This is a genomic window from Polynucleobacter arcticus (genome assembly GCF_013307205.1).
In the GTDB taxonomy this organism is placed as follows: Bacteria; Pseudomonadota; Gammaproteobacteria; order Burkholderiales; family Burkholderiaceae; genus Polynucleobacter; species Polynucleobacter arcticus.
In genome coordinates, this window is sequence record NZ_CP028940.1 from 1,930,125 (window position 1) to 1,950,703 (window position 20,579).

Annotated in this window: 23 protein-coding genes and 1 tRNA gene; 16 read left to right on the forward strand and 8 right to left on the reverse strand. The window is 47.0% G+C overall.

Annotated elements, in window-relative coordinates; genetic code table 11:
• Positions 1-20 precede the first annotated feature (20 nt).
• On the reverse strand, positions 21-2,003 hold the full coding sequence (locus tag DN92_RS09710) for a monovalent cation:proton antiporter family protein (protein ID WP_173961043.1): 1,983 nt from the start codon (positions 2,001-2,003) through the stop codon (positions 21-23).
• An 11-nt stretch (positions 2,004-2,014) separates the two neighbouring features.
• Here DN92_RS09710 and DN92_RS09715 point away from each other — a divergent pair, with 11 nt between their 5' ends.
• The 9 genes from DN92_RS09715 (at position 2,015) to rapZ (ending at position 8,465) form a co-directional block, all read left to right on the forward strand.
• Positions 2,015-3,007 carry a KpsF/GutQ family sugar-phosphate isomerase gene (locus DN92_RS09715; protein ID WP_173961044.1) on the forward strand — a complete coding sequence of 331 codons (993 nt, stop codon included), beginning with the start codon at positions 2,015-2,017 and terminating at the stop codon, positions 3,005-3,007.
• A 31-nt stretch (positions 3,008-3,038) separates the two neighbouring features.
• Entirely contained in the window at positions 3,039-3,611 is a 573-nt protein-coding gene (locus tag DN92_RS09720) for a KdsC family phosphatase (protein WP_173961045.1), read from the forward strand.
• Between the two features lie 11 nt (positions 3,612-3,622).
• Entirely contained in the window at positions 3,623-4,267 is a 645-nt protein-coding gene (lptC, locus tag DN92_RS09725; RefSeq protein ID WP_173961046.1) for an LPS export ABC transporter periplasmic protein LptC, read from the forward strand.
• Positions 4,264-4,821: a lipopolysaccharide transport periplasmic protein LptA gene (gene lptA / locus DN92_RS09730; protein WP_173961047.1), complete on the forward strand. Its 558-nt coding sequence runs from the start codon at positions 4,264-4,266 to the stop codon at positions 4,819-4,821. Before lptC ends, lptA begins: the two co-directional genes overlap by 4 nt.
• The gene (gene lptB / locus DN92_RS09735; RefSeq protein WP_173961048.1) at positions 4,818-5,585 is read left to right on the forward strand and encodes an LPS export ABC transporter ATP-binding protein; all 768 of its coding nucleotides are present in this window, start codon (positions 4,818-4,820) and stop codon (positions 5,583-5,585) included. The genes lptA and lptB overlap by 4 nt, the downstream gene beginning before the upstream one ends.
• Before the next feature lie 186 nt (positions 5,586-5,771).
• Complete coding sequence (gene hpf / locus DN92_RS09740; protein WP_173961049.1) at positions 5,772-6,095, forward strand: ribosome hibernation-promoting factor, HPF/YfiA family; 324 nt, start codon at positions 5,772-5,774, stop codon at positions 6,093-6,095.
• A gap of 33 nt (positions 6,096-6,128) precedes the next feature.
• Positions 6,129-6,587: a PTS sugar transporter subunit IIA gene (locus DN92_RS09745; protein WP_173961050.1), complete on the forward strand. Its 459-nt coding sequence runs from the start codon at positions 6,129-6,131 to the stop codon at positions 6,585-6,587.
• A 17-nt stretch (positions 6,588-6,604) separates the two neighbouring features.
• Positions 6,605-7,573: an HPr(Ser) kinase/phosphatase gene (gene hprK / locus DN92_RS09750; protein WP_415836357.1), complete on the forward strand. Its 969-nt coding sequence runs from the start codon at positions 6,605-6,607 to the stop codon at positions 7,571-7,573.
• 1 nt (position 7,574) lies between these two features.
• On the forward strand, positions 7,575-8,465 hold the full coding sequence (gene rapZ / locus DN92_RS09755; RefSeq protein ID WP_173961052.1) for an RNase adapter RapZ: 891 nt from the start codon (positions 7,575-7,577) through the stop codon (positions 8,463-8,465).
• Here rapZ and mutY read toward each other — a convergent pair.
• Together mutY and mutM are read right to left on the reverse strand one after the other, a co-directional pair.
• A complete protein-coding gene (gene mutY / locus DN92_RS09760) occupies positions 8,410-9,573 on the reverse strand; it encodes an A/G-specific adenine glycosylase (protein WP_173961053.1) in 1,164 nt (387 codons plus the stop codon). The two genes, rapZ and mutY, sit on opposite strands and share 56 nt — an antisense overlap.
• On the reverse strand, positions 9,558-10,394 hold the full coding sequence (gene mutM / locus DN92_RS09765; protein ID WP_173961054.1) for a bifunctional DNA-formamidopyrimidine glycosylase/DNA-(apurinic or apyrimidinic site) lyase: 837 nt from the start codon (positions 10,392-10,394) through the stop codon (positions 9,558-9,560). Before mutM ends, mutY begins: the two co-directional genes overlap by 16 nt.
• Before the next feature lie 35 nt (positions 10,395-10,429).
• Here mutM and DN92_RS09770 point away from each other — a divergent pair, with 35 nt between their 5' ends.
• The 6 genes from DN92_RS09770 (at position 10,430) to pth (ending at position 15,368) form a co-directional block, all read left to right on the forward strand.
• On the forward strand, positions 10,430-11,917 hold the full coding sequence (locus tag DN92_RS09770) for a lipoprotein insertase outer membrane protein LolB (protein WP_173961055.1): 1,488 nt from the start codon (positions 10,430-10,432) through the stop codon (positions 11,915-11,917).
• A gap of 10 nt (positions 11,918-11,927) precedes the next feature.
• Complete coding sequence (gene ispE / locus DN92_RS09775; RefSeq protein WP_173961056.1) at positions 11,928-12,800, forward strand: 4-(cytidine 5'-diphospho)-2-C-methyl-D-erythritol kinase; 873 nt, start codon at positions 11,928-11,930, stop codon at positions 12,798-12,800.
• A 5-nt stretch (positions 12,801-12,805) separates the two neighbouring features.
• A tRNA-Gln gene (locus tag DN92_RS09780) sits at positions 12,806-12,882 on the forward strand.
• Positions 12,883-12,943: 61 nt separating this feature from the next.
• The gene (locus DN92_RS09785; protein ID WP_415836337.1) at positions 12,944-13,912 is read left to right on the forward strand and encodes a ribose-phosphate pyrophosphokinase; all 969 of its coding nucleotides are present in this window, start codon (positions 12,944-12,946) and stop codon (positions 13,910-13,912) included.
• A 136-nt stretch (positions 13,913-14,048) separates the two neighbouring features.
• Positions 14,049-14,681, forward strand: coding sequence for a 50S ribosomal protein L25/general stress protein Ctc (locus DN92_RS09790; RefSeq protein ID WP_173961057.1), 633 nt, complete (start codon positions 14,049-14,051; stop codon positions 14,679-14,681).
• A 90-nt stretch (positions 14,682-14,771) separates the two neighbouring features.
• Positions 14,772-15,368: an aminoacyl-tRNA hydrolase gene (gene pth, locus DN92_RS09795; RefSeq protein WP_173961058.1), complete on the forward strand. Its 597-nt coding sequence runs from the start codon at positions 14,772-14,774 to the stop codon at positions 15,366-15,368.
• A gap of 22 nt (positions 15,369-15,390) precedes the next feature.
• Here pth and DN92_RS09800 read toward each other — a convergent pair whose 3' ends face one another.
• From DN92_RS09800 to DN92_RS09820, 5 genes are read right to left on the reverse strand one after another with little or no spacing between them, the layout of a single operon-like run.
• Positions 15,391-15,657: a YfhL family 4Fe-4S dicluster ferredoxin gene (locus tag DN92_RS09800; RefSeq protein WP_173961059.1), complete on the reverse strand. Its 267-nt coding sequence runs from the start codon at positions 15,655-15,657 to the stop codon at positions 15,391-15,393.
• Between the two features lie 18 nt (positions 15,658-15,675).
• Positions 15,676-16,173 (reverse strand): pantetheine-phosphate adenylyltransferase, encoded by a 498-nt coding sequence (coaD, locus tag DN92_RS09805; RefSeq protein ID WP_173961060.1) that lies wholly within the window; start codon positions 16,171-16,173, stop codon positions 15,676-15,678.
• 36 nt (positions 16,174-16,209) lie between these two features.
• Positions 16,210-16,827: a 16S rRNA (guanine(966)-N(2))-methyltransferase RsmD gene (rsmD, locus tag DN92_RS09810; protein ID WP_173961061.1), complete on the reverse strand. Its 618-nt coding sequence runs from the start codon at positions 16,825-16,827 to the stop codon at positions 16,210-16,212.
• Between the two features lie 13 nt (positions 16,828-16,840).
• The gene (locus DN92_RS09815) at positions 16,841-18,187 is read right to left on the reverse strand and encodes a M16 family metallopeptidase (RefSeq protein WP_173961062.1); all 1,347 of its coding nucleotides are present in this window, start codon (positions 18,185-18,187) and stop codon (positions 16,841-16,843) included.
• Positions 18,174-19,559 carry a M16 family metallopeptidase gene (locus DN92_RS09820; protein WP_173961063.1) on the reverse strand — a complete coding sequence of 462 codons (1,386 nt, stop codon included), beginning with the start codon at positions 19,557-19,559 and terminating at the stop codon, positions 18,174-18,176. The genes DN92_RS09815 and DN92_RS09820 overlap by 14 nt, the downstream gene beginning before the upstream one ends.
• Before the next feature lie 62 nt (positions 19,560-19,621).
• On the opposite strand from DN92_RS09820, the gene ftsY reads away from it, so the two are divergent.
• Positions 19,622-20,512, forward strand: a complete 891-nt coding sequence (ftsY, locus tag DN92_RS09825) for a signal recognition particle-docking protein FtsY (RefSeq protein WP_173961064.1) — start codon at positions 19,622-19,624, stop codon at positions 20,510-20,512.
• Positions 20,513-20,579 lie beyond the last annotated feature (67 nt).

The window sequence follows — 20,579 nt, forward strand, 5'->3', positions numbered from 1 at the left end:
CAATCAGTTGAATTAGGCTATCAGAGCAATTTAGATTCGGCTAAATCAGTCGCTTCTGAATTGCCTGAGAGCACAAGGATATCGTTAGCCTGCAAACGTAATTCTGGAGTGAGCTCTAACTTAATGTAGTCGGCGCCACCTACTTTACGTCTGACTGCCTGAACGCTCACACCTTCATTTTCAAGATGCAGTTCATCGAGTGTTTTACCAATACTGATGGATTCAGGTAACAAGGTTACTAAATGCAAACGCCACGATTCATTGGATCCAAAATCATCATCAGCAGCTCCGCGGAAGTAGCCGCGTAACAGGCTATAGCGAGCTTCACGCGCACTGGTAATACGACGCACAACCTTACGCATAGGTACACCCATCATGAGTAATACATGCGATGCCATCATGAGACTACCCTCAATTAACTCGGGAACAACTTCAGTTGCACCTGCTGCCTGCAACTTCGCTAAGTCTGCATCGTCTTTAGTGCGCACCAAGATAGTCATACCTGGGCGTAAATGCTCAACCTGGTGCAACACCTTCAAGGTAGCCGGTGTATCCGCATAGGTAATTACGACTGCTTTTGCCCTTGCCAGACCTGCAGCAACTAAATAGTTTTCTCTACTCGCATCGCCATACACTACGTTATCGCCAGCTGCAGCAGCCTCTTTCACGCGATCGGGATCCATATCTAAAGCAATGTACGGAATCTTTTCTTGATCAAGCATGCGGGCCAAACTTTGGCCTGAGCGACCAAATCCACAAATGACCACATGCTTTTCGGTGCGGACACTCTTTGCTGCAACACGTGTCAATGCCAATGACTGCAACAGCCACTCATTACTAGAGAAGCGCATCGCAATACGATCGCTGTATTGAATAAGGAACGGCGCGCCGAACATGGAGAGCAGCATGGCCGCTAAGACCGCCTGACTTAAAGCAGGATCAATCAAGTCAAGACCATCAATTTGATTTAGTAAGACGAAGCCAAATTCACCTGCCTGCGCCAAACACAAACCCGTCCGAATGGAGATACCAAGACTAGAACCAAAGGAACGGGAAAGTAAAGTAATTAAGCCAAATTTAAAAATTAAAGGGCCAATCAATAACAACAAGACTAGCGCCCATTGCTGATAAATCACCTCGAAATCGAGCAACATGCCAACTGTAATAAAGAAGAGGCCCAGCAAAACATCCCTAAAGGGCTTAACATCCTCCTCCACCTGATGGCGGTAGGGCGTCTCTGCAATCAACATACCGGCCAAGAAGGCGCCAAGAGCTAAAGACAAACCAAAGTGCTCTGTCAGTCCAGCCATACCCAGGACAATGAGCAACAGGTTGAGCATGAAGAGCTCTTGAGAGCGCAGTTTAGCCACCAAGCTAAACCAGCGACTCATTAAGGTTTGCCCAATGACGAAAATGAGAAAGAGCGCCACTGCAATTTTGATAGATGCCGCGCTTAGTGCCAGCAATAGATCGCCTGGGTTTTTACCTAAAGAGGGCAACAAAATCAGCAGAAAAACCACTGCCAAGTCCTGAAACAACAAAATACCGATGATGTTGCGGCCATGCTCCGTTTCAAGTTCTGAACGGTCAGAGATCAGTTTGGTGACGATCGCGGTTGAGGACATTGCTAGTGCGCCCCCCAAAGCAATGGCGGCTTGCCATGAGATGGGATAGATCCAGTTCATGAGCAGGCTAACTGGAACCGCCAGCAGAATGGTCAAAATGACCTGACTGCCACCCAAGCCAAACACGATAGTCCGCATGGCCCTGAGCTTATGGAGGTTAAATTCCAGGCCAATAGAGAACATCAGAAAAACCACGCCAAATTCCGCCAAATACTTGACGGTGGCCGAATCATTGGCCAAACCAAGGGCATGAGGCCCAATTAGGACACCAATGGCTAAATAGCCCAAAATAGGGGGTAGCCCAAAATAGCGGAAAATAACTACCCCGGCCACTCCGGAGGCAAGCAAGATGAGAGTTAATTGAAGGACTGACGGCATATACTCACCCCATGATAGCTAAGACTCGTGACCGAACCCTAAAGCTTGCGCGTGACACCCTCACGATTGAGGCTGCTGCGCTGCAAACCATGCGCGATCGCCTTGAAGGCGCCAATGCGGATGCCCTAGTGCTGGCCGTTGATCTCTTGCATTCTTGTAAGGGTCGCATCGTAGTTTCTGGCATCGGTAAATCCGGACATATTGCCCGCAAGATTGCCGCCACATTTGCTTCTACTGGTTCCCCTGCCTTTTTTGTCCATCCGGCAGAGGCTAGTCATGGTGACTTAGGTATGGTGACTCGGGACGATGTCTTTGTTGCCCTCTCTAATTCTGGTGAAACCGATGAGCTTTTGACTATCGTGCCGATCGTCAAACGTACGGGCGCAAAATTCATCGCCCTTACTGGAGCGCCAAACTCTGCTTTAGCAAAATTGGCAGATGCCCATTTAGATACCAGCGTTGAGAAAGAAGCGTGCCCGCTCAATCTAGCACCAACTACTAGTACGACAGCAGCATTAGCGATGGGCGATGCCTTGGCGGTTGCCTTGTTAGATGCCCGCGGTTTTCAAGCAGAAGATTTCCAGCGCTCTCATCCAGGAGGTCGCTTAGGCCGAAAACAGTTAATGCATGTCAGTGAAGTCATGCGTAGCTTTAATGAAACTCCGAAGATTGCAATTTCCGCTTCACTACAAGAGGCTTTATTGGAAATGACTGCCAAACGTATGGGCATGGTAGTGGCTTTAGATGGCGTAAATCAGGTTGCCGGCATCTTTACCGATGGTGACTTACGTCGTCTACTTGAGAAGAGTACCAACTTGGATGGCCTCACTTTAGCAAAAGCGATTACTTCGGCACCTCGCACAATTCCTCCTGAGCTATTAGCAGAGGAAGCCATTGAAATGATGGAGAAACACCGTATTAATCATTTAGTCGTCACTGACCCGAATGGCGCACTGCTTGGCGCACTCAATCTGCATGATTTGTTTGCAGCTAAGGTTATTTAATAGACCTTCAATCCCTCATTGATTTACACCCATGCCTAGCGCTTTTACCCCCCACAATACCAACCCCTCAAGCCAGCACCCCCAAGCTTGGGATCGCGCCAGTACAGTCAAGTTATTGGTATTGGATGTTGACGGTGTTCTCACTAATGGTCAGGTATTGATAGGTGAGAATGGCAAGGAATCATTCAAGGCTTTTGATATTCAAGATGGTTTTGGAATCAAGCTATTGGAAAAAATTGGCATTCCAACGGCGATCATTACTGGGCGCAGCTCCAAAATGGTTTTAGCGCGTTGCGAAGAATTAGGCATCAAACATGTACACATGGGTGTAGAAAACAAAGCAGTGGCTTTGGAAAATATTCTGCAATCTTTAGGATTGAAGCCTGCTGATTGTGCCGTCATTGGCGATGATTGGCCTGACTTCCAAATGATGAAATCTGCAGGATTAAAAGTGTGTCCCGCACAAGGACATGATGCCGTTAAAGCAATTGCTCACTTTGTTACTACTCGCTCCGGTGGTTGCGGTGCAGTTCGTGAAGTCTGCGACCTCATCTTGAAAGCACAAAACCGCTATGAAGAATTACTGACTCAGGCGCGTGCTTAAGGTTTTTGGTAATGGCACTCACTCCCCAAAAAATCAAATTGAGCATCGGGCGGAACTTGTTACGCCTCATGCCTTTGATCTTAATGGGCACACTGACTCTTGTGACGTTTTGGCTGGTCAAGAAAAATACACCTGCAGAAAAATCTGCTATCGAGCGCGTACGCTTACATGAGCCTGATTACACCATTACCAATGGCGCACTTTCCGCGCTAAATGAATCAGGCAATACTAAATATCGCGTGTTAGGCAAGAAAGTTATTCACTATGATGATGACGCCTCTATCGATATTGAAACACCTCGCATTCGTCTGTTCCCGCCTGATAAATCGGCCGTAACAGTCAAGGCGGATAAAGGCCATTTAGATGGCGACCTGACTGTTTTGGATTTGATGGATAACGCAGAAATTTTTAGACCACCTCAAGCTGCATCAGCAACTGAGCCTGCAAGACCACGCATGCTGGCACGCTCTTCGTACTTTAAGGTACTGATCAATGATGACATCGTAGAGACTGATAAACCCGTCACGCTCGAGCAAGGCATCTCTGTCATGCACTCAAATGATGGCGGTATTTTCAACAACATAGAACAGAGTATGGTTTTATCAGGACAGGTAAAGGGTCGTATCGAGCGCATACAGCCAGGAGCGCAGCCATGATGACATTGCGCAAAATAGCAATGTCATTAGCGCTATTGGTCGGTTGCTTGATGACAGCCGCTCATGCTGAAAAAGCTGATCAAGATAAACCAATTATCTTAGAGGCTGAAAAAGTTTCAGTGAATGATGTGCAGCAAATTTACGAACTCAATGGCGCAGTACTCTTGACCAAAGGCAGTATTTTAATTACTGGTGAGAAGGGGAACATTAAAGTCGATCCCGAAGGTTATGAATACGTGGATATTCAAGGTGCTTCCGAGTCTATTGCTAGCTTTCGGCAAAGACGTGAAGGGCCAGCTAATGAGTTCATGCAGGGTCGCGGCCAAACGGTAACTTACAACGCCAAGACTGAGCTTCTGACTCTGACTGGGGACGCCAGCTTGAAGCGTCTTCAGGATATGCAAATGCTAGATCAATTACGCGGCTGGAAAATTGACTACGACGATGTCACGCAGCGATATCAGGTCTTCCCACCTACCAATGCCAAAGCTGGAGATCTCCCTTTGGCTCGCGCCATCCTTTCACCCAGAAGAAAAGCTACACTAGTAAAATGACCATGGATTCCAGTAGCAGTCAAATACCAGCGACCTTAAGCGCTCATCATCTTCAGAAGCGCTATGGCTCTCGCACAGTGGTGCGGGATGTTTCAGTGGAAGTAAAGTGTGGTGAAGTAGTTGGCCTCTTGGGGCCAAATGGTGCTGGAAAGACAACCTCTTTCTACATGATTGTTGGTCTAGTTCCGCTCGATGGCGGCAACATCGTTCTCGATGGCGCTGATATTACCCGTCTCCCTATCCATGAGCGAGCCCGTATGGGCTTGTCATACCTCCCACAAGAAGCCTCTGTTTTCAGAAAACTCAACGTCGCTGAGAACATTCAGGCCGTATTAGAGCTTCAGGTTCAAGGTGGCAAACCTTTAAGTAAAGCTGAAATTGCACATCGCTTAGATGAGCTCTTAGGCGAACTTCAAATCAGCCATCTCCGGGATAACCCAGCACTTTCATTGTCCGGTGGAGAACGTCGAAGAGTTGAAATTGCTAGAGCCTTAGCCTCCCAGCCTAAGTTTATTTTGTTAGATGAGCCTTTTGCTGGTGTTGATCCTATTGCAGTTGGCGAGATTCAGCGGATTGTGCGCTTTTTACGTGACCGCCAAATTGGGGTCCTCATCACCGACCATAATGTTCGTGAAACTTTAGGTATCTGCGATCACGCCTACATCATCAGTGAAGGTAGTGTGCTGGCGGAAGGCAAGCCAGACCAAATCATTGAGAACGATGCTGTTAGAAGAGTTTACCTAGGCGAAAACTTCCGCATGTAGATATTCAGAGTTTTTGAGTATTTATTAAATAAAAATGATCTGACCCCTTGGTTTTCAGCAAAATCGCTGATACGCTGGAGGTTCATGAAGTGCACTTCCATATAAACAAGTACAACATTACAGGGGTCTGCTGCGCACCCCGGGTGATTATTTGCGCATGCATTTTGTTATGAATAGGAGCTGCTGATGAACTTAAAAATTAATAGCCGTCATGTCGAAGTTACCCCATCTATGCGCACCCACCTAGAAACTGGCTTAGCCAAAATTCGCAAGCACTTTGACCATGTCTTAGATGCCTCTGCTTTTTTGATTGTCGACAACGCTAAAGAAAAAGACCTTCGTCAAACAGCCGAGATCACCATTCATCTCAAGGGCAAAGAGCTTTTTGCACAAGCCCATAACGCGGATCTTTACCATGCCATGGATGCGGTAGTCGATAAACTCGAGCGCCAAGTTGTAAAGCACAAAGAAAAGATCCAAGATCATCACCACGAAAAACATTTTGAGTAATTTCTGGTGTCAAGGCACCTATAATCATCTGATATGAATGCCCTGACTGATCTTTTTACCCTCGACCGCATTGCCTTAGATAATCCTGCTCAGAATCGGGCTGAGGTTTTTGCGGCTGTAGGGCAGCTATTTTCCAAACAAGCTGGCCTAGAGCCCGAAGCAATCGTTGGCTTTTTAAATACACGTGAAGACTTGGGCTCTACCGCCCTGGGTGCTGGCGTAGCCATCCCACACGGACGAGTAAAAGGGCTTAAGCACCCTATTGCAGCATTTGTGAAGCTGAAAGAAGCAATTGAATTTGCCGCGCCCGATGGTGAGGCGGTTTCTATTTTGATTTTTCTACTGGTTCCTGAAAAGGCGACCCAACAGCATCTAGAAATTCTGTCCTCGATTGCCCAGCTCTTATCAGACCAAGATGCTCGCCAGTCACTTTCCTCTGAAGCTAGTCCAGAGAAGGTATATCAGCTTTTACAAACATGGGGATCTGTTTGACAACCCAGCCATTACTCCTGGAAGGAGTTACCGCCCAGCAGATCTTTGATGACAATGTCTCAGATTTAAAGCTTTCCTGGATTGGTGGTCTAGAAGGTGCCGATCGCACTTTTCCTCCAGAGGCCGTTAAAGCGGCTGCAGCTAGCTCTGACTTGGTCGGTCACCTAAACCTAATACATCCAAGTCGAATTCAGATTTTTGGTGAACAAGAGGTTGACTACCATGCTCAGCTCGAGCAGAAGCAAAGACAAGAGCAAATCTCTAATTTGATTTCAAAGACGCCACCTTGTGTCATTGTCGCGGATGGTAAAGCAGCCGACCCTGATCTTCAACTCTTTTGCCAAAGATCATCAACACCCTTATTTACAACAGCGATTTCTGCTGCCGAGGTGATTGATCACCTTCGTACCTACCTCACCAAAATTGGTGCCCCTCAGATCACCATGCACGGCGTGTTTATGGATATTCTCGGCTTGGGCGTCTTAATCATGGGCGAGTCAGGTCTAGGCAAGAGCGAATTGGGCTTAGAACTCATTTCTCGCGGTCACGGTTTAGTGGCCGACGATGCAGTAGATTTTGCTCGTCTTGGGCCAGACTATGTTGAAGGTCGCTGCCCTGTGATCTTGCGTAATCTCCTAGAGGTTCGTGGACTAGGCTTATTAGATATCCGCACCATCTTTGGTGAAACTGCCGTACGTCGTAAATTAAAGTTGCGCTTAATTGTCCAGTTAGTTCGCCGTAATGATGGTGAATTTGAGCGATTACCTCTTGAGGCGCAGCACATCAATGTCTTGGGCATCCCCATCAGAACCGTGAAAATTCAAGTGGCTGCTGGTCGTAACTTAGCTGTTTTAGTAGAGGCTGCTGTGCGAAACACCATTTTGCAATTGCGCGGCATTGATACCTTAAAAGAATTTATGGAGCGCCAGCGTTTACAAATGAATGCCGAGGCAGAGTCCGCCAAGTCGCAGGGTAGACTCCTCTAATATGCAAATCAATCTGATTACCGGTATCTCAGGCTCTGGTAAATCAGTTGCACTGAGGGCCTTTGAGGATGCTGGTTATGACTGTGTAGACAACCTCCCAGTGAGCTTGCTAGAAAGTCTCATCACAACCCTAGAAGGCGAAAAGAGCGAGCGTGTTGCAGTGGCTATTGATGCTCGTCGGGGTCAATCTATTGCAGAGCTACCTCAGATCTTAGAAAACTTACGACGCCATCATCAGGTGCGTATCGTTTTTCTGAATGCAGATACCAACACCCTCATTCAGCGCTTCTCCGAAACCCGTAGACGTCATCCACTGTCCGGTAAAACCCAACAAACTCAGGCAGCCACCCTCATCGAGGCAATTGATAAGGAACGTAGTCTGCTAGAACCTTTGCGTGCACAAGCACATAGCATTGATACCAGTAGCCTTCCCGCTCATGCATTGCGCTCTTGGATTCAGGATCTACTCAAAGATAAACCCCAGGGACTCACGGTCATTTTTGAGTCTTTTGGATTTAAAAAAGGCTTGCCGAGTGAAGCAGACCTGGTATTTGATGTCCGCTGCCTTCCAAACCCTCACTATGACAAAGCTTTACGCCCCTTGTCCGGTAAGGATCAAGCAGTCAGAGAGTTTTTAGAGAAAATTCCTGAAGTAGTCAGCATGGAAAGTGACATCATTCAGTTTGTTGAAAAATGGTTACCCCACTACATTGCAGATGGACGCAGTTATCTCACGGTTGCCATTGGCTGTACTGGTGGACAACATCGCTCGGTCTATCTCGTTAGCAGAATCATTGCACATTTTTTACCGCAAAAAGATTTGGCTGCACTCCAGATTAATTTTTTAAGTCGTCATCGCGAGTTAGACTCAATCCCTGTAGCAGCACCTTAATCGGCTGCGGTAAGCCGTACTTTCCTAATTGATGTAAGGATACCCACTTGAAGTCTGCACCAGAAAATGGTGTTGCACTGCTCGAAGATACGTGCCAAATCTGCATCCATAAACGTCGATGGGTAAAGACATGCTTAATTTCTGAGCCAGGCTTAATTGGCTCACTGGCCTTCAAAGTGGTGAGGGTCTTTTGATTTGGTAGTACCAGTTTAAATAATTCCTTTGCAGTTAAATTGACTTTGGCTTTTTCAGAATGACTCGCTAAATTTTTCTCTTTTGCTCTCCATACAGATTCGGGCAAAGACCAGAGGCCACCCCAAATCGCTTTTTCAGGACGCTTTTGTAACAACACTGAATTGCCATGTCGTAACAACAACATATCGCAATCGAATTCAGGAGATTTTGCTTTGATTGGTTTGCGAGGTAAAAGCAATACTTGATCACTTAAATTAGCCTGACACGCTTTTGCAAAAGGGCATTTTTTTGTGCCGCTCATACACACCGGTTTACGAGAAGTACACCAGGTAGCTCCGAAGTCCATTAATGCCTGTGTGTACACCGGCATATCGGTTGGACTTTTAGGAAGCAACTCTTGAGCCAAGAGCCACAGTTGGTCATTGACCGATTTTTCTTGAATGGCACCTTCAATGCCAAACAAGCGCGCCAAAATACGCTTCACATTAGCATCTAGAATAGGTGCCCGCTCATGAAATGCAAAGGCTGCGATTGCACCTGCCGTTGACCTACCAATACCTTTTAATTGCTCAAGCAAAATAGGATCGCGCGGAAAGTTTCCCCCAAACTCTTTGATAACTTGATTGGCACAGGCATGTAAGTTACGAGCGCGAGTGTAATAACCGAGCCCAGCCCATTCAGCTAAGACATCATCTAATGGTGCAGCAGCCAACTTGTTGACCGTGGGAAACCGTTTCATAAAACGCGGATAACGCTCTAGAACAGTAGCTACCTGAGTTTGCTGCAACATGATTTCCGAGACCCACACAGCATAGGGATCGCGCACGCTTTGCCAAGGCAAGCCCCGCCGACCATCTAGGCCGTGCCAAGCAATGAGTTTTTTTGCGAAGTGTTTAATTAGCGCTTCTGACATTGAGGACAAAAATAGCTTGAGCGCTGAGCTTGCACAATTTGTTTAATTGGGGTTTTACAGACCTTGCAGGGCTGATCTTTACGATCGTAGACTTTGGTCTGCACCATAAAATGCCCAGGATCACCTTCGCTATTGACGAAGTCTTTTAGTGAACTACCTCCAGCAGCGATCGCTTTTTTCAAAATCAATCTCACTGCAGCAGCTAATCGAGAGCATTGCGGGCGTGTTAATTTTCCAGCGGCCTTTGCCGGATGAATGCCGGCCTCAAATAAACTCTCTGAGCAATAAATATTGCCAACACCCACTACCGCCTGTCCTGCCAATAAAAATTGTTTCACAGCAACGCTACGTTTACGAGAGTCTCGGTATAAAACCTGCGCACCAAGCTCGCCAGCAAATTCTGGTGAGAAAGGCTCGACCCCCAGCTTTTGTAAGAGCGCATTATTCTGGACCGGCCCGCTAGATTTTGAATGCCATAAAACGGCGCCAAACTTTCGGGGGTCATGCAAACGCAAACTCAGCTTGTCAAACTCGAATGTGACACGATCATGTGGTTTCAGTAAATCACTACTCGGAAGTACTCGCAAGGTTCCTGTCATGCCCAAATGCAGCAATAAATAACCCGTATCGAATTCCATCAACAAATACTTGCCACGTCGTTCTATACCCAGCACTTTCTGCCCCGAAAGTAATGTACTTAAATTACTGGGTACCGGCCAGCGTAAGCGACCATCAATAATCTTGACTGCATTTAGCTTACGCCCTTCTAAGTGGGGCTGGATACCCAATCGGGTAACTTCGACTTCAGGGAGTTCTGGCATGCATGAATTGTAGATTCGGAGATTAGAATGTGCTTATGAGCAAATTTTCATTCAAGTCGTACATTTGGGCCTTGATGCTCGGAACCGGGCTTGGTATCAGCCTTTTCTCAGGTCATGCCATCGCCAGAACCAATAGCTTAGATAGTGGCGAAGCTGTATTTGAGGTTTTGGCATCAGAAATCGCCTTACAACGAGGTGAGGCTGGTCTAGCCTATCGCACCTATTTAGAGCTTGCTAGGCAGCTCGATGATCCCCGCTTGGCGCAAAGGGCCATGGAAATTGCCATTACGGCGGGTTCACCCGATTTAGCCTTGCAGGCTGCCCAAACCTGGGATGGTCTGGCGGGATCCAAGCAGACCAAGCCCAAGGAAGTGCTCATCACCCTTTTAATCCTCAATCAACGCTGGTCAGATGCAGTCAAACCTGCTGTCTCCTTATTAAATCAGCAAACACCAGCACAACGTGAAAATACCTTGCTGCAGATTCAATCGCTACTGGCTAAAGCTACCGATGAATCAGAGGCCTTAAGAGCTTTTTATCAAATTGTTTCAGTACTGAAACCCGAGCCAACAAATCCCGGTCTTCTTTACACCTACGCGATGTCTGCTGAAAAATCAGGACATATTGATGTCATGGAGAAAGTGCTTCGTGAGATTTTGCGCAAGAACCCCGACGACGCAAATAGTCTCAATGCATTAGGTTACTCCTTGGCTGATCGCAATCAAAAACTACCTGAGGCATTCGAGCTCATCAGCAAAGCACATCAAATCTCACCGAGAGACGGCTTTATCTTAGATAGTCTTGGCTGGGTCAACTTTCGAATGGGTAAAAATACATTAGCTCTCGAACAGCTCCAACAAGCCTTCAATATGAAACCTGAGGCAGATATTGCTGCACATATTGGCGAAGTCTTATGGGCAATGAATCGTTCAGTCGAGGCGGAAGATATGTGGCGTAAAGGGCAACAACTCGATGCCAATAATCCCACCCTCAAGGAAACCTTAAAACGTTTAAAGCCAGACTGGTCGGTAGCTGATACCGCCCTCAAAGGCTCATGGGACGGGCGTTTTTCAGTGAAGGTCACTGGACTTACTGAAGGTAAAAATCAAGGTGGTTCAGGTGGCTTTACCTTGATTCAAGATGCACAAACTGATGTTTTGGAAATTCGCAATCCCGTTGGTGGATCCATTGCCAAGATTACGATTAAACCTGGTGAGGCGATTTTGGAACGAGATGGGCAACTGACTACCGCAATTGATGCTGACACTCTGATACAAAATACCTTAGGACTACCACTGCCCGCTCGCGGCTTATCGGACTGGTTGCGCGGACAAACTCGTCCCGGCGGCAATGCCAGCGTTGAACGAAATGTAAAAGGTCAAGTGAGCAAAATTACACAAGATGGCTGGACTTTAAATTACAACTGGAACAATACGCAGCGCCTAGAAAAACTCACGATGAATCGTAGCTCGAATATCGGATCGATTGATATCCGTTTGGTATTTGATAATCCGAATGAGTGAAGTGTGAACAATGCGTAATGCGATAGAAATCCTCTGCCCCGCAAAGCTCAATCTATTTCTACACATTGTTGGACGCCGCGAAGATGGCTATCACCAACTGCAATCTGTTTTCCAGCTGATTGATTGGTACGACATCCTCACGCTGAGTCGCATCCCAGAAAATGAGATTCGTCGTATCAACCCTATTCCTGGGTTGCCTCCACAACAAGATTTGGTGGTTCGCGCCGCGCAATTGTTAAAAGAACACTGCAAGGTCGAGCTCGGGGTGGAAATCGGCCTCCAGAAAAACCTTCCGATGGGAGCGGGTTTGGGTGGAGGATCCTCTGATGCAGCATCTACCCTGATTGGCCTTAATACACTTTGGGACATCCATCTCAATATCGATGCGCTTTGCCAACTTGGCCTAAAACTGGGAGCAGATGTGCCATTTTTTATTTTTGGCCAAAATGCTTTTGTAGAAGGGATCGGGGAGAAATTACAGGCAATTTCCCTGGAAACTCAAGACTTTGTGGTGATCTTCCCCAATCAAGGTATTGCGACCGCACAGATTTTTCAAGACCCTCAATTGACCCGGGATCACGCTCCGATTACAATTGATGGCTTTCTTGCATCGCCAAGGTCTTTTCAGTCGAATGATTGTCAGGCAGTAGCGGTGCGGAATTGTCCTGAAGTGAAGCAAGCATTAGATTGGATTTATAAGGCAGCGCCAAACTCGGCGCCCCGTATGTCCGGCTCTGGAAGTAGCGTATTTGCCGCCTTAGACTCTAAGACGGATACCGCAAACCTAGAAAATCTTCTGCAAAATCTTCCAAAAGGATGGATAGGTCGAATTGTTCGGGGGTTAAATAAAAATCCCGCTTACAATTTGGTTTCTTCAGATTGACCTGTAGGGGAATCGCCAAGCTGGTTAAGGCACTGGATTTTGATTCCAGCATGCGAAGGTTCGAATCCTTCTTCCCCTGCCAACCACTGTAGATACGACCAAAAGATATCCATTCGACTCCTACCAAAATTCCAAAATCTCCTATGTCCGCCCCAATCAATTCAGATTTACTGACTCTTTTCACAGGCAATGCAAATCCGGTTTTGGCCCATGCAGTAGCCAAAGAGTTGAATCTCCCGATGGGAAAAGCGTTTGTAGGTCGGTTCTCTGATGGTGAAATCCAGGTAGAGATTCAAGAGAACGTTCGCGGTAAGAATGTTGTAGTCATCCAGTCTACTTGCGCTCCAACGAACGATAGCCTGATGGAGCTGATGATCATGATTGATGCTCTAAAACGTGCTTCGGCGGGCCGCATAACCGCAGTGATCCCTTACTTCGGATATGCTAGACAGGACCGTCGCCCACGCTCTGCACGGGTTGCAATCTCCGCCAGAATCGTAGCAAATATGCTTCAATCGGTAGCAGGTGTTGAGCGGGTTTTAACCATGGATCTCCATGCCGACCAAATTCAGGGATTCTTTGATATCCCAGTAGATAACATCTACTCATCCCCTGTATTGCTCGCTGACCTTCAAGCTCAGAAGACCCAAAAAGACCTCCTCATTGTTTCACCAGATATTGGCGGCGTTGTTCGCGCCCGTGCGATGGCCAAGCAATTAGGCACAGATTTAGCAATCATTGATAAACGCCGTCCAAAAGCAAACGTCTCTGAAGTAATGCACCTGATTGGCGAGGTGGAAGGTCGTCACTGCGTCATCATGGATGACATCATTGATACCGGCGGAACCCTCTGTAAAGCCGCTGAGGCCCTAAAAGAACGTGGTGCTAAGGGCGTTACTGCTTACTGTACCCATGCCGTACTTTCAGGCAGTGCGGTAGCGCGTATTGCCGCCTCTGAATTAGATGAACTCGTTGTTACCGACACAATCCCATTGACTTCAGAAGCACTAAAAGTAGCCAAGATCCGTCAATTAAGCGTTGCCCCCATCCTTGCTGAGACCCTTTCTCGCATTAGCAAGGGTGATTCAGTGATGTCGATGTTCGCCGAATAAGTCAAAAATAGCGTTTTCAGTCCTGTTTTGGCAGTTTTGAGGCTTTTCTAGGCAAAAACGCCTATTCCCAAGATATAATCAAAGGCTTTTCTGTTTGGTCGCGAACGGAAATTAACCTTAATTTTAGGAATTGAATATGAAAGTAGTAGCCTTTGAAAGAAGCGTACAGGGAACGGGTGCGAGCCGCCGTCTGCGCAACTCCGGTAAAACTCCGGGCATCATCTACGGCGGTAAAGACGCTGTAACAGTAATTGAGTTGGATCACAACGCACTGTTCCATGCTCTCCGCAAGGAAGCATTCCACTCATCCATCCTTGATCTCGAAATCGGCGGCAAAGCACAAAAAGTGTTGTTGCGCGATTACCAGATGCACCCATTCAAGCCTTTGGTTCTGCACATCGACTTCCAGCGCGTTTCTGCGACTGAAAAAGTTCACATGCGCGTTCCATTGCACTTCATTAATGCTGAAACCTCAGCTGCAGTGAAATTGCAAGGCGCTGTAGTTAGCCATATCTCCACAGAACTGGAAGTGTCTTGCTTGCCAGCAGACTTGCCAGAGTTCATTGAAGTGGACTTGGGCAAGATTGAAGTTGGCCATGGCATTCATGCTAAAGATCTCACATTACCAAAAGGTGTTTCCTTGGTATTGCACATCGAGCAAGAAAACCCAGTACTAGCTAACGCACGTATCCCAGCAGTGAAATCTGCCGATACTGAGGCGGCCCCTGCTGCAGCTCCTGCTGCTGAGTCCCCAAAGGACAAAGCATAATTATCTAAGCCTTATATTTGCGACAGAGAAGGCCCGCTTATCAGCGGGTTTTCTTTTTTGCAGAAATACTTTTATTCTTAAGCACTAATCATGACTAAATTAATTGTTGGCCTTGGCAATCCTGGAGAAGATCACCTAAAAGATCGGCATAATGCTGGCTTCTGGTTTGTGGATGCTCTCGCCAAACAATTAAATGTCCGCTTTGAAACTGAGAAGCGCTTTCATGGAAAAGTTGCGAAAGCCAAGTGGGATGGCGAAGATCTTTTTCTCCTCAAGCCCAGCACCTATATGAACCTGAGTGGTCAGGCAGTTGGCGCACTATGTCGCTTTCACAAAATTACACCCCAAGATGTATTGGTGGTGCAAGATGAGCTGGATCTGAAGCCAGGAACAGCGCGCATCAAGCTAGGTGGTGGTACTGGCGGCCATAACGGCCTAAAAGATATTCAAGCTCACCTCAGCACCCCTGAATACTGGCGCCTTCGTCTTGGTATTGGTCACCCTCGTGATCTTGTTGGGGAAGGCGCTCGTCCAATGGATGTTGCGGACTATGTATTGAGAAGGCCCTTACAGGAAGAACAAAAACGGATCGATGCCAGCATGGATGATGGCTTACAGATTCTGTCATTATTCTTTAGGGGTGATACCCAGGCAGCGATGCTGCAATTGCACTCCAAAACAAATTAGCTAGTGCTTGTTTTCTTGAGCGTTACTTAGCTAGCGCTTTTTTGGTGGCCGTTAAAGCTTGATACTTCGCCATTAACTGCGTTTGATTCTCCGTGAATGCCGGATTCATTGGTATGCAATCAACCGGGCATACCTGCTGGCACTGCGGGGCGTCATAGTGGCCTACACACTCAGTACATTTATTAGGATCAATCTCGTAGATCTCTAGACCCATATAAATTGCATCATTGGGACATTCAGGCTCACACACATCACAGTTAATGCATTCGTCCGTAATCATTAAAGCCATGTGATTTGCCTATTAGCCTTACTCTTTACTTCGATTTGCAGCGGCAATCTTTTCCACTAACCACTTTTCCACAGATGGGAAAACAAACTTGCTCACATCCCCACCCATTGAAGCGATTTCTCGAACAAAAGTTCCCGAAATAAATTGATATTGATCTGATGGAGTCAAAAATAAGGTTTCCACATCGGGTAACAAATAGCGGTTCATACCAGCCATCTGAAACTCATACTCAAAATCAGACACCGCACGTAAACCACGCACAATCACACGAGCATTGTGTTCACGAGCAAAGTCTTTTAAGAGGCCGGTAAAACCCACAATCTTGACGTTGGAATAGTGGCCAAGTATTTCTTTAGCGATGGAAATGCGTTCTTCCAGACTAAAGAAGGGGTGCTTGCTACGGCTATCAGCTACGCCGACAATCAGTTCGCTAAAAATACTTGAGGCACGGCGCACCAAGTCCTCGTGACCACGAGTAAAAGGATCAAATGTTCCAGGATATACGGCAACAGTCATAACACTCCTAAGGCTTTATCAACTACAAGTAAGAGTTTAGTCCCTTCTGCTACGAAATAGACAAGCTTTTACCTGACCAGCCTCTAAGTACTTATCACAACACCAATCTGGCACTAAGGCCTCAAGCTGCTCACGTGAACGACTTGCAGGAAACTCTACGTAAATTCCCCCGCCAACTCTATCGTCACAAAGTCGAGCGGCCTCCACAAGCGCTTGATTTAATAAACCTTCTTCCTGAAAAGGGGGATCTATAAAAATCAAATTGCTAGAGCGGTCGGCTTGTTGCTTTAAAAACTCCAAGCTGTCTCTGTGCAAAATCTGCACTACTCCAGGAGCAGGAAATGACTGTAGTAATGCAAAGTTAGCCAATAGCTTGGTATAGGCTTTCTTGTCTTTTTCTAAGAGAGTCACCGAATGCGCCTGTCGTGAAGCAGCTTCAAAACCTAGGGCGCCAGTGCCGGCAAACAAATCCAAGCAACGCAAGCCCACGAGATCCTGTCCTAGCCAATTAAACAAGGTCTCACGAACCCGATCCGTGCTGGGCCGTAGACCAGGTGCATCCAATACACTCAGTAAACGACTACGCCAGACACCGCCAATAATACGAATTTTCTGCGGTAACTCTGCTTGCTTGCCTGATTTCCCAGGCTGCATTGATTTTGCAGGCTTACTTATTTTTAGCCCCCAAGATCACAATCTTCATCCGATCCATGGCTAAGTATTGTTGAAACGCTGCCCTTACCTGCTCCAAGCTGACCGCTTCAACCTGTTTAGTCCAAGTCTCCATCGTATCGAGCGGCAAATTATTCCAAGCAATGGAAGATACGTTATCGAGTAACTTGCGGTTGTTATCAATTCTTAAAGGATAGCCATTCATCAAATTTGCCTTAGCGGCTTCGAGTTCAGTTTGGGTAGGGCCATTAGCAATAAATTGCGCAATGGTTGTACTCAAAACTTCTAGCGCCAAAGCTGCCTGGTCACTCTTTGTCTGCAAGCCTGCTTGAAAGATCCCCACATCCTTACCGGGAGCAAAGTAACTTGATACGCTATAAGCTAAGCCACGCTTTTCACGAACCTCTGACATGAGTCGAGAAACAAATCCACCCCCACCCAAAACATAGTTACCAACTAACAATGGAAAGTAATCCGGATTACTACGAGTCACTGCGGTCATACCCATAGCAATATGCGCTTGCTGAGTATCAAATGGAATACTGACTTCCCGTTGACTTAAGGGCTCTACAGGTGAGCGCTCAAACTCGGGTAACTTGGCTACAGGTGAACCAGACTGAGGCACTTTTTGCAATAAACCTTGAACAATTTCAGCGGCCTCGGCCTTGCTCACATCACCCACGATGCTCACGATCATGCGATCGCCACGGTAAAACTGTTTATGAAACTGTTGTAAGTCTGTTGCATTAATATTGGCAATAGATTGGACTGTTGGCGAATTTGCTAATGGGTAATTTCCATAAACAGATTTTCTAAAGCGCCGATCTAAGACCGCCTCTGGTTTAGTCTCAGACTCTCGTAAAGCGGTCGTCATTCTTTGCTTCTCACGTACCAAAATCTTGGCATCATAAGTAGGGGCACTCAACATGGCTGATGCTAGTTGAACTGCGCGGTCACGTAAATCTTTTCTGCTGAGGGTACGAATGCGCATAGTTGCACGCTCGCCACCGACAGACATGCCAAGGTTTGCACCTAGATCGGCTATCTCATCTGCAATCTGCGCTTCAGTCAGCAAGCCTTTATCAGACTTAGCTCCATAGTTCATGAGTTGGGCAGCTACCGAAGCCAAGCCACTTTTAGAGGCTGGATCATAGCGATCGCCTGCATCAATGCTGACCTCAATATCTACCATGGGTAGTGCTTTAGTTTGTACCAAATAGGCTTGAGCCCCCTTGAAAGAATCGAGCTTTTCAATAGGGAGAATTGCATGGGCAGAAGTCGATAACCCAACCATCAACACCATCGCAAGATAAGCTTGTTTGATCAATTTATTTTGTAGCATGATTACCTCCTTGCTTACCCTCACCAGACTTGCGCGCCTGGGGATCTAAGACTGCAATGGTCAACCCCTCATCGACTAAGTATTTTTTTGCAACCGCTTGAACTTGGGCCGGGGTAATTGCTTGCATCTTCTCCAGCATGACATCGATATCTCGCCAAGAAAATCCCGCCATCTCGGTACTGCCAATTTCCATGGCTTGGCCAAAGATCGAATCCCGCTTATAGATTTGATCGGACAGAATGCGCACTTTGATGCGCTTGAGCTCTGACTCCAGAATGCCTTTATCAACCACTTCTTTTAGGGCCTTCTGAATACTGCTCTCCGCCTGCTCAACTGTTTTCCCTTTGGCCATGCTAGCTCTAATTAAAAATAGTTCCGGACCTCTGGAGATCATGTCATAGCCAACACCTACATCATTTACCACGCGCTCTTGCTTCACCAGCGCGCGATTCAAACGGGCATTGTCATAACCATCGAGCACTGCAGTCAAAAGCTCTAATGCATAAGGCTCATCATCATCCAATTTTCCTACCTGCAGCTTGGGAACCTTCCATGCCATTGCCAACTGCGCACTATCTGCAGGCGCCTTCACTTGCACGCGCTTAATACCTTTTTGTGGCGGCTCAATCTGGGGCTTACGTTCGGGCAACGCGCTTGCGGAAGCAACTCCATAGTATTTTTTCACGGCCTGCAAGATAAGCTGTGGATCGACATCACCCGCAATAACTACTGTTGCATTATTTGGTTTGTACCAGCTGCGATACCAATCACGTGCATCTGCAGCTTTCATATTCTCAAGATCATTCATCCAACCCACTACCGGATAACGATAGGGAGAGCTCATGTAAGCAGTAGCTACCAGCGATTCATTGAGCAAGCTACTGGGATTGTCTTCAGTACGTAAGCGACGCTCTTCCATCACCACCTGAATTTCTTTCAGAAACTCCGCATCATCAAAGTTGAGGTTAGACATGCGATCAGCCTCTAACTTCATCACCTCATCTAGCTTGGACTTTTCTACTTGCTGAAAGTAGGCCGTGTAGTCGCGCGAGGTAAATGCATTCTCTCGGCCGCCTACTGCCGCAACCAAGCGAGAAAACTCTCCAGACTTTACTTTGTTAGTGCCCTTAAACATCATGTGCTCCAACACATGAGCCACCCCAGTCTTACCGTTGACCTCATCGATGGAGCCGGCACGGTACCAGACCATATGTGCAACTGTAGGCGCCCGATGATCCTCGCGCACAATGAGCTTGAGTCCATTGGCGAGTTGAAACTCGTGGGTATTTGCCTGACCTGGTTCTGTGGCTGCCCAAGCACTAGGGCAACAGAGCATCAAATAGAAAGAAAAACACAATAAAGTGGAGCGCATCTGCAAGATCCCCTATCCCAAGAATTTAATTGATAAGATGCAAGTATTAAATTGTATCGATTATGTTCGGCCTACGTAAAACCCTCGGATCCCTTTTCAAATCGAATCAGACTGATGAAGCCTGGTTTGATGCCCTAGAAGAATCGCTTATTCTGAGTGATGTGGGTCTGCCTACGACCGAACAACTGATTAGCAAGCTTCGCAAAGCCGCTAAATCAGAAAAAGCGAATAGCCCTGATGACCTTAAGCAACTGCTGATCCAAGAGGTGGCAAGCCTCTTAAAGTCATTGGAGCCAGCCCCCAATCCTCTGTATGTACATGAGCAAAAGACCATACCAGAGATATGGCTAGTCATTGGCGTCAATGGTGCAGGCAAAACCACCACCATCGGCAAACTCTGCAAACTCTTTCAGTCGCAAGGCAAATCTGTCCTACTGGCAGCTGGTGATACTTTTCGGGCAGCAGCACGCAACCAGCTCCTAGAGTGGGGTGGTCGTAATCAGGTTGACGTCATCATGCAAGAGAGTGGCGACGCAGCTGCGGTGGCGCACGATGCCATTCATGCGGCAATTTCTCGCAAGAGTGATATTTTAATTATTGATACTGCAGGCAGACTAGCCACTCAAGATCACCTCATGGAAGAATTAAAGAAGGTCAAAAGAGTCATCGGTAAGGCCCTTCCTGGGGCACCTCACCAGACTTTGCTCGTACTTGATGGCAATACAGGTCAAAACGGTTTAAGCCAGGTAAAGGCCTTTCACGCCGCATTAGACCTTACCGCCCTCATCGTGACTAAATTGGATGGCACCGCTAAAGGCGGGGTGATATGTGCCCTTGCTCACACCTTAAGCAATGGGCCAAAACCTGCTGTTTTGGCCCTAGGTAAAGGCGAGGGAATTGATGACTTAGCTCCCTTTACAGCCGCCCAATATTCTTCTGAATTATTCAATTAAATCAGTTACTTGTAGAGCTAAAAAACCATTAGCACTCTCTTGACAAGAGTGCTAAAATAGAACTCTA